Source organism: Streptomyces sp. NPDC004435, assembly GCF_042873895.1.
In the GTDB taxonomy this organism is placed as follows: Bacteria; Actinomycetota; Actinomycetes; order Streptomycetales; family Streptomycetaceae; genus Streptomyces.
Genome location: NZ_JBIAMB010000007.1, coordinates 73946 through 87267, shown reverse-complemented (window position 1 = coordinate 87267; position 13322 = coordinate 73946). Strand labels below are relative to the sequence as shown.

The 13322-nt window shown below is 71.5% G+C and carries 13 protein-coding genes; 7 read left to right on the top strand and 6 right to left on the bottom strand.

Translation table 11 applies throughout. From position 1 onward, the window contains the following. Positions 1 to 94: 94 nt before the first annotated feature. The 5 genes from ACFYT9_RS14375 to ACFYT9_RS14355 are packed head-to-tail and all read right to left on the bottom strand — an operon-like array spanning position 95 to position 4480. Positions 95 to 808 carry a response regulator gene (locus ACFYT9_RS14375; RefSeq protein ID WP_389163471.1) on the bottom strand — a complete coding sequence of 238 codons (714 nt, stop codon included), beginning with the start codon at positions 806 to 808 and terminating at the stop codon, positions 95 to 97. Beyond that, positions 805 to 1965 carry a sensor histidine kinase gene (locus ACFYT9_RS14370; RefSeq protein ID WP_389163468.1) on the bottom strand — a complete coding sequence of 387 codons (1161 nt, stop codon included), beginning with the start codon at positions 1963 to 1965 and terminating at the stop codon, positions 805 to 807. Before ACFYT9_RS14370 ends, ACFYT9_RS14375 begins: the two co-directional genes overlap by 4 nt. Continuing rightward, on the bottom strand, positions 1965 to 2741 hold the full coding sequence (locus ACFYT9_RS14365; RefSeq protein WP_389163465.1) for an SAM-dependent methyltransferase: 777 nt from the start codon (positions 2739 to 2741) through the stop codon (positions 1965 to 1967). The genes ACFYT9_RS14370 and ACFYT9_RS14365 overlap by 1 nt, the downstream gene beginning before the upstream one ends. After that, positions 2741 to 3427, bottom strand: a complete 687-nt coding sequence (locus ACFYT9_RS14360) for a glycerophosphodiester phosphodiesterase (RefSeq protein WP_387276349.1) — start codon at positions 3425 to 3427, stop codon at positions 2741 to 2743. The genes ACFYT9_RS14365 and ACFYT9_RS14360 overlap by 1 nt, the downstream gene beginning before the upstream one ends. Before the next feature lie 21 nt (positions 3428 to 3448). Beyond that, positions 3449 to 4480 (bottom strand): adenosine deaminase, encoded by a 1032-nt coding sequence (locus ACFYT9_RS14355; RefSeq protein ID WP_389163462.1) that lies wholly within the window; start codon positions 4478 to 4480, stop codon positions 3449 to 3451. A 75-nt stretch (positions 4481 to 4555) separates the two neighbouring features. Between ACFYT9_RS14355 and ACFYT9_RS14350 the strand changes: the two genes are divergently transcribed. Then, entirely contained in the window at positions 4556 to 5314 is a 759-nt protein-coding gene (locus ACFYT9_RS14350; protein WP_389163459.1) for a DUF4190 domain-containing protein, read from the top strand. Here ACFYT9_RS14350 and ACFYT9_RS14345 read toward each other — a convergent pair. Next, complete coding sequence (locus ACFYT9_RS14345; protein WP_376596906.1) at positions 5311 to 5862, bottom strand: NADAR family protein; 552 nt, start codon at positions 5860 to 5862, stop codon at positions 5311 to 5313. The two genes, ACFYT9_RS14350 and ACFYT9_RS14345, sit on opposite strands and share 4 nt — an antisense overlap. Before the next feature lie 175 nt (positions 5863 to 6037). Between ACFYT9_RS14345 and ACFYT9_RS14340 the strand changes: the two genes are divergently transcribed. Genes ACFYT9_RS14340 through ACFYT9_RS14315 form a run of 6 tightly spaced genes read left to right on the top strand, consistent with a single transcriptional unit; the run spans position 6038 to position 13230 of the window. Next, positions 6038 to 7552, top strand: a complete 1515-nt coding sequence (locus ACFYT9_RS14340; protein WP_387276355.1) for a gamma-aminobutyraldehyde dehydrogenase — start codon at positions 6038 to 6040, stop codon at positions 7550 to 7552. Between the two features lie 49 nt (positions 7553 to 7601). Beyond that, a complete protein-coding gene (locus ACFYT9_RS14335) occupies positions 7602 to 8849 on the top strand; it encodes a PotD/PotF family extracellular solute-binding protein (RefSeq protein ID WP_376596902.1) in 1248 nt (415 codons plus the stop codon). A gap of 55 nt (positions 8850 to 8904) precedes the next feature. Next, entirely contained in the window at positions 8905 to 10053 is a 1149-nt protein-coding gene (locus ACFYT9_RS14330; protein ID WP_387276357.1) for an ABC transporter ATP-binding protein, read from the top strand. Then, on the top strand, positions 10050 to 10979 hold the full coding sequence (locus tag ACFYT9_RS14325; RefSeq protein WP_376596898.1) for an ABC transporter permease: 930 nt from the start codon (positions 10050 to 10052) through the stop codon (positions 10977 to 10979). The genes ACFYT9_RS14330 and ACFYT9_RS14325 overlap by 4 nt, the downstream gene beginning before the upstream one ends. After that, positions 10979 to 11773: an ABC transporter permease gene (locus ACFYT9_RS14320; protein ID WP_376596896.1), complete on the top strand. Its 795-nt coding sequence runs from the start codon at positions 10979 to 10981 to the stop codon at positions 11771 to 11773. Before ACFYT9_RS14325 ends, ACFYT9_RS14320 begins: the two co-directional genes overlap by 1 nt. Before the next feature lie 38 nt (positions 11774 to 11811). Next, the gene (locus ACFYT9_RS14315) at positions 11812 to 13230 is read left to right on the top strand and encodes an NAD(P)/FAD-dependent oxidoreductase (protein ID WP_389163453.1); all 1419 of its coding nucleotides are present in this window, start codon (positions 11812 to 11814) and stop codon (positions 13228 to 13230) included. Positions 13231 to 13322 lie beyond the last annotated feature (92 nt).

Sequence of the window (13322 nt, the reverse complement as noted above, 5' to 3'; positions counted from 1 at the left end):
GTCAACTCCCGTGATGTGAGCCGTCGTTCTCGATGGCTCCATCCTGCTGACCGGCGACGATCCGCGGATCACCCGCACCGGCGGTCCCCGCCCGTCACTCCCTCGCCCGCGCGGGGGAGGGGCCGGCGCCGGAGGATCCCCCCGGCGGGGGAGGACCGGGCGCCACCAGGCCCGTCTCGTAGGCGCAGATCACCGCCTGGATCCGGTCCCGCAGCCCCAGCTTCGCCAGCACGTTGCCCACATGGGTCTTCACCGTGTGCTCGCTGACCACCAGCTCCGCCGCGATCTCCGCGTTCGACAGGCCCCGCGCGAGCAGCAGCAGCGTCTCCCGCTCACGGCCCGTCAGCACGCCGAGCCGCGGATCCGGCGCCGCGGCCCGGCGCGGACCGCCCGCCGTGTACTGCTCCACCAGCCGCCTCGCCACCGACGGCGCCAGCAGCGAGTCGCCCGCCGCCACCACCCGGACCGCGTGCACCAGATCGTCCCGGCGCACGTCCTTCAGGAGGAAGCCGCTCGCCCCCGCGTGCAGCGCCTCGTACACGTACGCGTCCGAGTCGAAGGTCGTCAGGATCACCGTCCGGCAGGCGCTCTGCGCGCTGATCGTCCGGCACGCCTCGATCCCGTCCATCCGGGGCATCCGGATGTCGAGCAGCGCCACGTCCGGCCGGTGGCGGCGCACCGCCTCCACCGCCGCCGCCCCGTCGGCGACCTCCGCGACCACCTCGATGTCGTCCTGGACGTCGAGGATCAGCGCGAAACCGCTGCGCACCAGCTCCTGGTCGTCGGCCACCACCACACGGATCGTCACGGTCCCACCTCCGCGGGGGAGGCTACGGGCAGTTCCGCCCGCACCTCGAATCCGGTGCCGCCGGGCCCCGCGCCCGCCGTCGCCGTGCCGCCGTGCGCCGCCGCCCGCTCCCGTATCCCCGTCAGACCGTGGCCCGCGGACCGGCCCGGCGGCCGGAGCGCGGCCGACCGCGGGCCGCGCCCGTCGTCGGTGACCACGACGGTGAGGAGCGGGCCGCGGCGGTCGATCCGGACCGTGGCGGTACGGGCCCGGGCGTGCCGGACCGTGTTGGTCAGGGCCTCCTGCGCGATCCGGTACGCCGTCGCCGCGAGCGGCGCGGGCAGCCCCGCCACCTCTCCGGAGGTCTCGTACCGCACGTCCAGGCCGCCGGCCCGCACCCGGTCGAGGAGCGCGGGCAGTTCGCCGAGGTCCGGCTGGGGCGAGCGCCCGCCGCCCGGGTCCTCGTCCCGCAGCACGCCCAGCATCCGCCGCAGTTGGTCCATCGCGTCCCGCCCGGTCGCCGAGATCGCCTCGAAGGCCGCCTCCGCCCGCTCCGGCGCCCTGCGCACCGCCACCGGACCGGCCTCCGCCTGCACGATCATCAGGCTCACCGCGTGCGACAGGATGTCGTGCATCTCCCGCGCGATCCGGGCCCGTTCCCGGGCGGCCGCCCGCTCCGCCTCCACGGCCTGCGCCCGCTGCCGGGCGTCCGTCAGCCGGCCGAAGACATAGGCCGCGCCGAACACGAAGAGCGAGAAGGTGAGTTCGCGGGCCGACCGGGTGTTGAGCCACACCGACACCGGCACCGCGACCACCAGCAGCGCGGCCGCCACCACCCGCTGCCGGGCCGTCCCGAGCGCCGCGACCGTGTGCACGCACACCAGCCCCTGGTACGGCAGCGGCTGCCCCGGACCCTCCACCGCCAGCTTGTACAGCGCGCTGGCGGCGATCACCGCGAGCAGCACCGCCATCGGCGCCCGCCGCCGCCACACCAGCGGCAGCACGGTCAGCGTCGTCAGCCCGTACGCCTCCCAGGTCGCCGGCTCCAGCTCCGGCGGTCGCGGCACCACGAAGGGCATCGTCACCGCCGCCTGCACCAGCAGCGCGAGCCCCGCGTCCACGGCCCGCGGATGCGCCGCACCCCACTCGCGGGCCTGCCCCGTCCCCCGTATCCGCATTACGGCTTGCGGCCCACCGCGCCGAACTGCGCCACCGAGGGGGCCTCCGGCGCGCCCCACCGCGCGCACGAGACGACGCCCGGGCCGAGGATTTCGAGGCCGTCGAAGAAGGACGTGAACTCCTCGCGGGTGCGGGCGGTGATGGGCGGGGTGGCGTTCTCGTTCCAGAACGCCATCGCCGCCCTGTTGGCCTCGCCGCCCAGCTCCGGGTCGTACGTCGGATGGGTGAGGACGAGGTGGCTGCCCGAGGGCACCGCGGCCATCAGCGTCCGCACGATCGACCGCGCCTCGTCGGTGTCCAGGACGAAGTTGAGGATGCCCAGCATCAGCACCGCCACCGGGCGCGTCAGGTCCAGGACCTCGCCGGCCGCCGCCACGATCTTCTCCGGGTCGTGGGCGTCGGCGTCCACGTAGGAGGTGACGCCCTCGGGGGCGCTGGTCAGCAGCGCCCGGGCGTGGGTGAGGACGATCGGGTCGTTGTCGACGTAGACGATCCGGGCGTCCGGCGCCATCCGCTGCGCCACCTCGTGGGTGTTGTCGGCGGTCGGGAGGCCCGTGCCGATGTCGAGGAACTGGCGGACGCCGTCCCCGGCCAGTCCGGTCACCACCCGGCCGAGGAACGCCCGGTCGGCGCGGGCGACTTCGCCGATGCCCGGGTGGAAGGCGGTGACCTGGTCGCCGACGGCGCGGTCCACCGGGTAGTTGTCCTTGCCGCCCAGCCAGTAGTTCCACACCCGGGCGTTGTGGGCGATGTCGGTGCGGATCCGGTCGTTCATCAGGGAGCCTTTCGCAGGACGGCGGCGAGGACGTCGACCCGGTTGGTGGTGATCGAGTCGACCCCGTTGGCGATCAGCCTACGCATGCTCCTGCGGGTGTCCGGCGTCCAGGCCGAGACGAGCAGCCCGTCCCGGTGCACCCGCTCGGCGAGCGCGCTACTGACAAGGCCGAAGCGGTAGTTGAGCCACTTCGGCCGGACCGCGTCGAGGAGCACCCGGCGCGGCGGCGCCAGCGACGTCCAGGTGAGGGCGATCTCCGCGTGCGGGTCGGCCGCCCGGACCTGGAGCATCGCGACCGAGCCCGCGCAGTAGTAGACGCGCTCGCCGGCGCCGGCCTCGCGGACGGCGCCGACGATCCGCCGGACCGACGCCTCGTTCCCGCCGGGCAGGTCCAGCATCAGCCGGCGCGGTCCGGCCGCCAGGAGCGCGTCCCGGAGCGTCGGCACCCCGCCGCGGGTCAGCTCGCGCAGCTGCTCGTGGGTGAGCGAGGAGAGCGGCCGGTCGTGGCGCCACAGCCGCTTCAGGGTGTCGTCGTGCAGGAGGACGGGCACCTCGTCCCCGGTGAGCCGGACGTCGACCTCGACCGCGTCCGCGCCCGCCTCGAAGGCGGAGCCGATCGAGGCGAGGGTGTTCTCACGGGCGCGGTACGGGTCGCCGCGGTGGCCTACGACAGTGACGGATCGCATGGCCCCATTCTTCGCCGGGACTCAGCGCGCCAGCCAGTCCTCCGTGTACGTGTCGATCTCGGCGGCCAGCCGCTCCTTGCCGGCCGGGTCGAGGAAGGACGCCTCCACCGCGTTCTTCGCGAGGCCGGCCAGCCCGCGCTCGTCCAGCCCCAGGAGCCGGGCGGCGACCGCGTACTCGGTGTTCAGGTCGGTGCCGAACATCGGCGGGTCGTCGCTGTTGACCGTCACCAGGACACCGGCGTCCACCATGGCCCGGATCGGGTGCTCGTCGAGCGTCGCCACCGCCCGGGTCGCGATGTTGGAGGTCGGGCAGACCTCCAGGGCGATCCGGTGCTCCGCCAGGTACGCGAGCAGCTCCGGGTCCCGCACGGAGCTGGTGCCGTGGCCGATGCGCTCGGCCCCCAGGTCGCGGATGGCGTCCCAGACCGTCTGGGGTCCCGTGGTCTCGCCGGCGTGCGGCACCGAGCGGAGCCCGGCCGCGCGGGCCCGGTCGAAGTACGGCTTGAACTGCGGGCGCGGGACTCCGATCTCCGGGCCGCCGAGACCGAAGGAGACCAGGCCGTCGGGGCGGATGCCGTCGGTGACGGCGAGCCGCGCGGTCTCCTCGGCGGCGTCCAGACCGGCCTCGCCGGGGATGTCGAAGCACCAGCGCAGCACGGTGCCGAACTCGGCCTCCGCCGCCTTGCGGGCGTCCTCGATCGCGGCCATGAACGCCCGCTCGTCGATGCCGCGGCGGGTCGAGGAGTACGGGGTGACGGTCAGCTCGGCGTAGCGGATGTTCTGCCGGGCCATGTCCCGGGCGACCTCGAAGGTCAGCAGCCGGACGTCCTCGGGGGTGCGCACGAGGTCCACGACGGAGAGGTACACGTCGATGAAGTGCGCGAAGTCGGTGAAGGTGAAGTAGTCGGCCAGCGCCTCCGGGTCCGTGGGGACCTTGGAGTCCGGATGCCGTGCGGCCAGCTCGGAGACGATCCGGGGGGAGGCGGAGCCCACGTGGTGGACGTGCAGCTCGGCCTTGGGCAGTCCCGCGATGAAGGGGTGGAGATCGGTCATCGGGTCATCGTAGGCCGGGCGGGGGGAGCCGCGGCGGACGCCGTAGCATGACGGGACCAGGGAGGGAGCCCCGACATGTCCGACCGAGCCGTGCCGCGCCCGCAGGGCGGGGACTCCGTCGACCCGTGGGCTCCTCCGGAGCGCGCGCAGGCCCCGGTGGAGCCGGGCAAGCGGGTCCCGGTGCACGACCAGCCGACGATCACCTCGATACCCACCGGGGACGTGGCCGGCGGAGAGCTGCCGCCGCCCCCCGTCGCCCCCGGCGGCCCGGCCGCGTACGGCGCGCCGACGCCCCCGCCCGGGTACGGCCACCCGCCCCGCCCGGCCGCGCCGGGATACGGCCACCCGGCGCCCGTCCCCGGGTACGGCTACCCGCCCGCGGGCCCCGCCACCGGCTCGTACGGCTACCCGCCCGCAGGGCCCGCCACCGGCTCGTACGGCTACCCGCCGGTGCACCCGATGCCCTACGGGCCGATGTCCGGACAGCGCAACGGCATGGGCACGGCCGCCCTGGTGCTCGGCATCATCGGCACCTGCCTGTTCTGGCTCTGGGGCGTCCCGTCGATCGTGCTCGGCGTCCTCGCCCTGATCTTCGGCATCCTCGGCCGCAAGCGGGCCAACCGGGGCGAGGCGAACAACGGCGGGTCCGCCACCGCGGGCATCGTCCTCGGCAGCGTCTCGCTCGTCCTCGGAGCCGCGGTCCTGGTCCTCATCGTCCTGGCCTACCGGTACGAGGAGTACGAGGAGGAGGGGACCGGGGAGCGGACCTCCGCGATCCTCGTCGTCGACACCCCCCGCCAGGCCCTCCCCCAGGCCCTGGAAGAAACGGCCTAGGACTCCGTACGCAGCCGCTCCCGGGCCTCCATCAGCGCGAAGCCCAGCAGGTTGAGGCCGCGCCAGCGGGCCGGGTCGTGGGCGCCGGGGTCGCCGGCGGCGAGGCCGATGCCCCACACGCGGTCGAGCGGGCTCGCCTCCACCAGGACGCGGGTGTTCGTCCCGAGCAGATAGCTCCGCAGCCCCTCGTCCGAGGCGAACTTGTGGAAGCTGCCGGCCACCACGATCCCGAAGCGCTCCCGCGCCCACACCGTCTCGTCGAAGCCGCGGACGAGGCGCCCCGCGTTCTTGGCCTCGGCCGGGGTCGCCGCACGGAGCGCGGCACGCTCCGCCTCGGCGTCGCCGAAGAGCCGCGCCTTCTCCGCCATCATCCAGTGTTCCGCCGTCGCGTACCGCACGCCGGCGACCTCGAAGGGTGACGGCCACCACTGGCTCAGACAGCTCTGCGTGAGCCGCCCGTCCGGGGCCGCGCGGTGGCCCCAGAAGTGCAGCCACTTCACCGTGTCACCCCTGCTGACCTGCTGTGTCAGTGATTCGACCGTCATCATGCACGCGAGTCTGACATCCGCGACAGACATTCCGTACGAAGATTTTCCCGGGACCTCGACACATGGTCGACCGATTCCGTCGGGTAACCAAAAGGCAACAACGGAATCACTTGTTCGGGCTGTATCCCTCTGTCAGGATCGGCACTCAATTCGAGCTGGGACAACGGAGAGCGTCATGGGCAACCGCTTCCAGGTGACGGACCGCTTCGCGGACGGCGCGCAGTACATCGGCGGACGGCTCCGCCCCGGAACCTCGGGACGGACCCACAGCGTCGTCGACCCGGCCACCGGCGAGAGCGTGTACACCTACGAACTCGCCTCCACCGCGGACGTCGACGAGGCCGTCGCCGCGGCCAAGGCCGCCTTCCCCGGCTGGGCGGGCGCCACCCCCGGTGAGCGCTCCGACGCCCTGCACCGCTTCGCCGCGGTCCTGGCCGAGCGGGCCGAGGAGTTCGCCCGGGTCGAGTCGCTCCAGTGCGGCAAGCCGATCCGGCTCACCACCGAGTTCGACGTGCCCGGCACCGTCGACAACACCGCCTTCTTCGCGGGCGCGGCCCGTCACCTCCAGGGCCAGTCGGCCGGCGAGTACTCCGGAGACCACACCTCGTACGTCCGGCGCGAGCCGATCGGCGTGGTCGGCTCCATCGCCCCCTGGAACTACCCCCTCCAGATGGCCGCCTGGAAGATCCTCCCGGCGATCGCCGCCGGCAACACCATCGTCCTGAAGCCGGCCGAGCTGACGCCGCTCACCTCGCTGATGTTCGCCCAGGCGGCCACCGAGGCCGGCATCCCGGACGGCGTCGTCAACGTCGTCAACGGATCCGGCCGCGAGGCCGGCGAGCACCTGGTCGGCCACCCCGACGTGGCCATGACCTCCTTCACCGGCTCCACCCCGGTCGGCAAGCGGGTCGCCGAGGTCGCCACCGCCACCGTGAAGCGGCTCCACCTGGAGCTCGGCGGCAAGGCGCCCTTCGTCGTCTTCGACGACGCCGACCTGGAGGCCGCCGCCCACGGCGCCGTCGCCGCCTCCCTCATCAACACCGGCCAGGACTGCACCGCCGCCACCCGCGCCTACGTCCAGCGCCCCCTCTTCGACGCCTTCGTGGCCCGGGTCGCGGAGCTCATGGAGACCGTCCGGCTCGGCGACCCCGCCGACCCCGCCACCGATCTCGGCCCGCTGGTCTCGCACGTCCAGCGCGACCGGGTGGCCGGCTTCGTCGAGCGGGCCCGGGGGTACGCGACCGTGGTCACCGGAGGAGAAGCCCCTGGTGGGGAGCTCAAGAACGGCGCATACTATCGGCCCACCCTGATCACCGGCGCCGCGCAGGACAGCGAGGTCGTGCAGTCGGAGATCTTCGGACCGGTCCTGGTGGCCCTGCCCTTCGACAGCGACGACGAGGGCATCCGGCTCGCCAACGACACCCCGTACGGCCTCGCCGCCTCCGCCTGGAGCCGCGACGTCTTCCGGGCGAACAGGGCCACCCGCGAGATCAAGGCCGGCTGCGTCTGGGTCAACGACCACATCCCGATCATCAGCGAGATGCCGCACGGCGGATACAAGGCATCCGGCTACGGAAAGGACATGTCGGCCTACTCCTTCGAGGAGTACACGCAGGTCAAGCACGTGATGTTCGACAACACCGCGGTGGCGGCCAAGGACTGGCACCGCACGATCTTCGGGGACCGATAGTCGTCTGCCGCCCGACCAGCGGCGCAACCATCCCGAAAGGGCACAGCGCATGGAGCAGTACGAGCCCGACCGCCTGTCCGCCGCCCAGCTGGCGGCGATCCGGCGCAGCATGACGAGCGGCCGTGGTGCCCTCAGCCGCCGCTCGCTGCTGCGGGCGGGCGGCGTGGGCGCGCTCACGGTCGGCGGCCTGGCCGGTCTGACCGCCTGTGGCATCCCGCCGGCCAAGCGGGAGGGCCAGGGCCCGGCGTCCAGCGACTTCTCGGACAAGGAGAAGACCCTCAACTTCTCCAACTGGACCGAGTACATGGACGTCAGCGAGGACGAGAAGTCCCGCCCGACCCTGGAGGCGTTCGCGAAACGCACCGGGATCAAGGTCAAGTACACCGAGGACATCAACGACAACGTCGAGTTCTTCGGCAAGATCAAGCCGCAGCTCGCGGCCGGCCAGGACACCGGCCGCGACCTGATCTGCGTCACCGACTGGCTCGCCGCCCGCATCATCCGGCTCGGCTGGGCGCAGAAGCTCGACCCGGCGAACCTGCCCAACGCGTACGCCAACCTGTCCGCGCAGTTCCGCCGCCCCGACTGGGACCCGGGCCGGTCCTACTCGTACCCCTGGACCGGCATCTCCACCGTCATCGCGTACAACACCAAGGCGACCGGCGGGAAGAAGGTCGACTCGGTCAGCCAGCTCCTCGACGACCCCGCGCTCAAGGGCCGGGTCGGCTTCCTCACCGAGATGCGCGACACCGTCGGCATGACCCTGCTCGACCAGGGCAAGGACCCGGGGAAGTTCACCGACGCCGACTTCGACGCGGCGATCGGCCGCCTCCAGAAGGCCGTCGACAGGAAGCAGATACGCCGCTTCACCGGCAACGACTACACCTCCGACCTGGACAAGGGCGACCTCGCGGCCTGTCTGGCGTGGGCCGGCGACATCATCCAGCTCCAGGCCGACAACCCGGACATCCAGTACACGATCCCGAACGCCGGCTACATCACGTCCACGGACAACCTGCTCGTCCCCACCCAGGCCCGGCACAAGGCCAACGCCGAGAAGCTCATCGACTACTACTACGAGCTCCCGGTGGCCGCCCAGCTCGCCGCCTACATCAACTACGTCTGCCCCGTCGACGGGGTGAAGGACGAACTGGCCGAGATCGACCCCGAGCTCGCGGCCAACACGCTGATCCTCCCGGACAAGGCCATGGCCAGGAAGTCCCGCGCCTTCCGCTCGCTGACCAGCGAGGAAGAGACGGCGTACGAGGAGAAGTTCGCCAAGCTCATCGGCGCCTGAGCCGTCGTCCACCGTCACCAGGCCACGAAGCCACGAAGATCCGGGACCGCAACCCATGACTGACAAGACCACCGGCGGCGACGTCCGACTCACCGGGATCAGCAAGACCTACGGCTCCTTCACCGCCGTCCACCCCCTCGACCTGACCGTGCCCCAGGGCTCCTTCTTCGCCCTGCTCGGCGCCTCCGGCTGCGGCAAGACCACCACCCTGCGCATGATCGCCGGCCTGGAGGACCCCTCCACCGGCACGATCTTCCTCGGCGACCGGGACGTCACCGACCTGCCGCCCTACAAGCGGCCGGTCAACACCGTCTTCCAGTCCTACGCGCTCTTCCCGCACATGGACATCTCCGAGAACATCGCCTTCGGTCTGCGCCGGCGCGGCATCAAGTCGGTGAAGAAGCAGGTCGACGACATGCTGGAGCTCGTCCAGCTCGGCGACAAGGCGAAGCACAAGCCGCACCAGCTCTCCGGCGGCCAGCAGCAGCGCGTCGCCGTCGCCCGCGCCCTCATCAACCACCCGCAGGTGCTCCTCCTCGACGAGCCGCTCGGCGCGCTCGACCTCAAGCTGCGCCGCCAGATGCAGCTGGAGCTGAAGCGGATACAGACCGAGGTCGGCATCACCTTCGTGCACGTCACCCACGACCAGGAGGAGGCCATGACCATGGCCGACCAGGTCGCGGTCATGAACGGCGGCCGGGTCGAGCAGCTCGGCGCCCCCGCCGACCTGTACGAGAACCCGCGCACCACCTTCGTCGCCAACTTCCTCGGCACCTCCAACCTCATCGAGGCCGAGGTCGTCGAGACCGGTTCCGAGGTCGTCGTCACGGCCGGCGGCGGCAAGCTCAGGGTCCCCGGAGACCGCTGTACCGACGCCGTCCGCCAGGGCGGCAAGCTCCTCGTCGGCGTCCGCCCCGAGAAGATCTCCCTCACCCACGCCGACGACGCCGGCGCGATCGCGGACGGCCGCAACAAGGTCACCGGCCGGATCGCCGACTCGTCCTTCATCGGCGTCTCCACCCAGTACGTGGTGAACTCGCCGGCCGGCGCGGAACTCCAGGTCTACGAGCAGAACATCGAGCGCGACGCCCGCCTCCGCCCCGGCGCCGAGGTCGTCCTGCACTGGAACCCGGCGCATACCTTCGGGCTCGACGCGACTCAGGACATCGACGCCGGCGTGGAGACGGTGGAGGACGCCTCGTGACCACCACCCTGACCAAGGAGGCGCCCGGACCGGTCGAAGAACCGATTCTGCGCAAGCCTCCCACCCGCAAGCGGCTCGTCCCGTACTGGCTGCTGCTGCCCGGCATCCTCTGGCTGCTCGTCTTCTTCGCCCTGCCGCTCGTCTACCAGGCGTCGACCTCGGTGCAGACCGGCTCCCTGGAAGAGGGCTTCCAGGTCACCTGGCACTTCCGGACGTACGTCGACGCCTTCGCCGAGTACTGGCCGCAGCTGCTGCGCTCGCTGCTGTACGCCGGCACCGCGACCGCGCTCTGCCTGCTGCTCGGCTACCCGCTCGCGTATCTCATCGCCTTCAAGGCCGGCCGCTGGCGCAACCTGCTGCTCGTCCTCGTGATCGCCCCCTTCTTCACCAGCTTCCTCATCCGGACGCTGGCCTGGAAGACGATCCTCGCCGACGACAGCCTGGTGGTCGACGTCCTCAACGCGCTGCACGTCCTCGACGTGACCAGCTGGCTCGGCTGGACCGAGGGCGAGCGGGTGCTCGCCACCCCGCTGGCGGTCGTCTGCGGCCTCACGTACAACTTCCTGCCGTTCATGATCCTTCCGCTCTACACCTCGCTGGAGCGGATCGACGGCCGGCTGCACGAGGCCGCCCAGGACCTGTACGCCTCCCCGGCGACCACCTTCCGCAAGGTGACCTTCCCGCTGTCGATGCCCGGCGTCGTCTCCGGCACCCTGCTCACCTTCATCCCGGCGAGCGGCGACTACGTCAACGCCGAACTCCTCGGCTCCACCGACACCAAGATGATCGGCAACGTCATCCAGTCGCAGTTCCTCCGCGTCCTCGACTACCCGACGGCCGCCGCCCTGTCCTTCATCCTCATGGCGATCGTGCTCCTCATGGTCACCGTCTACATCCGCAAGGCGGGAACGGAGGACCTCGTCTGATGCGCTGGATCCGCAAGAACCTGGTCGTCATCGCCGGCCTGCTGACGCTGGCGTACATGATCCTGCCCAACGTCGTGGTCATGGTGTTCTCGTTCAACAAGCCGAACGGGCGCTTCAACTACTCCTGGCAGCAGTTCTCCCTCGACGCCTGGAAGGACCCCTGCGGCGTCGCCGACATGTGCGAGTCGCTGACGCTCTCGCTCCAGCTCGCCGCCTGGGCCACGGTCGGCGCCGTCGTCCTCGGCACGATGATCGCCTTCGCCCTGGTCCGCTACCGCTTCCGGGCGCGCGGCGCGATCAACTCGCTGATCTTCCTGCCGATGGCGATGCCCGAGGTCGTCATGGCCGCCTCGCTGCTCACCCTCTTCCTGAACATGGGGATCGAGCTGGGCTTCTGGACGGTCCTCATCGCCCACATCATGTTCTGCCTGTCGTTCGTCGTGACGGCGGTCAAGGCCCGGGTCATGTCCATGGACCCGCGCCTGGAGGAGGCCGCGCGCGACCTCTACGCCGGGCCCGCGCAGACCTTCCTGCGCGTCACCCTGCCGATCGCCGCGCCGGGCATCGCCGCCGGCGGCCTGCTCGCCTTCGCACTCTCGTTCGACGACTTCATCATCACCAACTTCAACGCGGGCTCCACGGTGACCTTCCCCATGTTCGTCTGGGGCTCGGCTCAGCGCGGTACCCCCGTTCAGATCAACGTGATCGGCACCGGGATGTTCGTTCTCGCGGTACTGATTGTGGTGGCCGGTCAAATCATCACGAACCGGCGCAAGAAAACAGCAACAGCCTGAGCGTAGGAAGCTCTCAGGCACCGAAGGAGTTGGAAACCATGGCCCCAGTCGCCATGCGTCTCGCTGCACAATCTCTCTCCGACGCCCAGCCCGTCCCCTTCTGGCTGGAAGACCCCGGCAAGCCCGGCGCCCTGCCCGCCCTCACCGGCACCGAGAAGTGCGATCTCCTCGTCGTCGGCGGCGGCTACAGCGGACTGTGGACCGCGCTCCTCGCCAAGGAGCGCGACCCCTCCCAGGACGTCGTGCTCATCGAAGGCCGCGAGGTGGGCTGGGCCGCCTCGGGCCGCAACGGCGGCTTCTGCGCCGCCTCCCTCACCCACGGCTTCGGCAACGGCCTCGCCCGCTGGCCGGGCGAGCTGCCGAAGCTCGAACAGCTCGGCGCGGCCAACCTCGACGCCATCGAGGACGCCGTCACCCGCTACGCGCTGGACTGCGAGTTCGAGCGCACCGGCGAGATCGACGTCGCCACCGAGGCGTACCAGGTGGAGGAGCTCCACGAGTGGTACGAGGAGGCCGCCCGGCTCGGTCTCGCCGACGGCCTCACCCTCCTGGACCAGGACGCCGTCCGGGCCGAGGTGAACTCGCCGACCTTCCGCGGCGGCCTGTGGGACCGCGACGGCGTCGCGATGGTCCACCCGGCGAAGCTGGCCTGGGGCCTCAAGCGGGCCTGCCTCGACCTCGGCGTGCGGATCTTCGAGAACACCCCGGGCCTCGACCTGATGGCGGCCGGCGCCGGCATGGCCGTCCGCACCCCGTACGGCCGGGTCGCCGCCCGCCGGGTCGCGCTCGGCACCAACGTCTTCCCGTCGCTGGTCAAGCGGCTGCGCCCGTACACCGTCCCGGTCTACGACTACGCGCTGGTCACCGAGCCGCTCACCGGCGAGCAGCTGGCCTCGATCGGCTGGAAGAACCGGCAGGGCCTCGGCGACTCGGCCAACCAGTTCCACTACTTCCGGATCACGGCCGACCACCGCATCCTGTGGGGCGGCTACGACGCCATCTACCGCTTCGGCGGCAAGGTGCAGGCGGAGATGGACCACCGCCCGGAGACGTACCTCAAGCTGGCCGAGCACTTCTTCACCTGCTTCCCGCAGCTGGAGGGGCTCCGCTTCAGCCACGCCTGGGGCGGCGCGATCGACACCTGCTCGCGCTTCTCGGCCTTCTTCGGCACCGCCCACCAGGGCCGGGTGGCGTACGCGCAGGGCTACACCGGCCTCGGCGTCGGCGCCACCCGCTTCGGCGCCGACGTGATGCTCGACCTCCTCGACGGGGAGCGCACCGAGCGGACCGAGCTGGCCATGGTCCGTTCCAAGCCGCTGCCCTTCCCGCCGGAGCCGATCGCCTGGGCCGGCATCGGGATCACCAAGTGGTCGCTGGCCCGCGCCGACGCCAACGGCGGGCGGCGCAACCTCTGGCTCAAGGCGATGGACAAGCTGGGCCTCGGCTTCGACAGCTGAGAAGCCGGACGGCCGGGACCGAGCCGTCTCCGCCGCGACCCATGGTGTGATTCAGATCACAACCGATGGGTAGGGAAACCCGCGTAAGAGCG

What these genes read in the sequence shown, in the direction of transcription:
- ACFYT9_RS14370 (WP_389163468.1), bottom strand. Translation starts at nt 1,965, where the DNA reads ATGCGGATACGGGGGACGGGGCAGGCCCGCGAGTGGGGTGCGGCGCAT.
- ACFYT9_RS14365 (WP_389163465.1), bottom strand. Translation starts at nt 2,741, where the DNA reads ATGAACGACCGGATCCGCACCGACATCGCCCACAACGCCCGGGTGTGG.
- ACFYT9_RS14360 (WP_387276349.1), bottom strand. Translation starts at nt 3,427, where the DNA reads ATGCGATCCGTCACTGTCGTAGGCCACCGCGGCGACCCGTACCGCGCC.
- ACFYT9_RS14355 (WP_389163462.1), bottom strand. Translation starts at nt 4,480, where the DNA reads ATGACCGATCTCCACCCCTTCATCGCGGGACTGCCCAAGGCCGAGCTG.
- ACFYT9_RS14350 (WP_389163459.1), top strand. Translation starts at nt 4,556, where the DNA reads ATGTCCGACCGAGCCGTGCCGCGCCCGCAGGGCGGGGACTCCGTCGAC.
- ACFYT9_RS14345 (WP_376596906.1), bottom strand. Translation starts at nt 5,862, where the DNA reads ATGATGACGGTCGAATCACTGACACAGCAGGTCAGCAGGGGTGACACG.
- ACFYT9_RS14340 (WP_387276355.1), top strand. Translation starts at nt 6,038, where the DNA reads ATGGGCAACCGCTTCCAGGTGACGGACCGCTTCGCGGACGGCGCGCAG.
- ACFYT9_RS14335 (WP_376596902.1), top strand. Translation starts at nt 7,602, where the DNA reads ATGGAGCAGTACGAGCCCGACCGCCTGTCCGCCGCCCAGCTGGCGGCG.
- ACFYT9_RS14330 (WP_387276357.1), top strand. Translation starts at nt 8,905, where the DNA reads ATGACTGACAAGACCACCGGCGGCGACGTCCGACTCACCGGGATCAGC.
- ACFYT9_RS14320 (WP_376596896.1), top strand. Translation starts at nt 10,979, where the DNA reads ATGCGCTGGATCCGCAAGAACCTGGTCGTCATCGCCGGCCTGCTGACG.
- ACFYT9_RS14315 (WP_389163453.1), top strand. Translation starts at nt 11,812, where the DNA reads ATGGCCCCAGTCGCCATGCGTCTCGCTGCACAATCTCTCTCCGACGCC.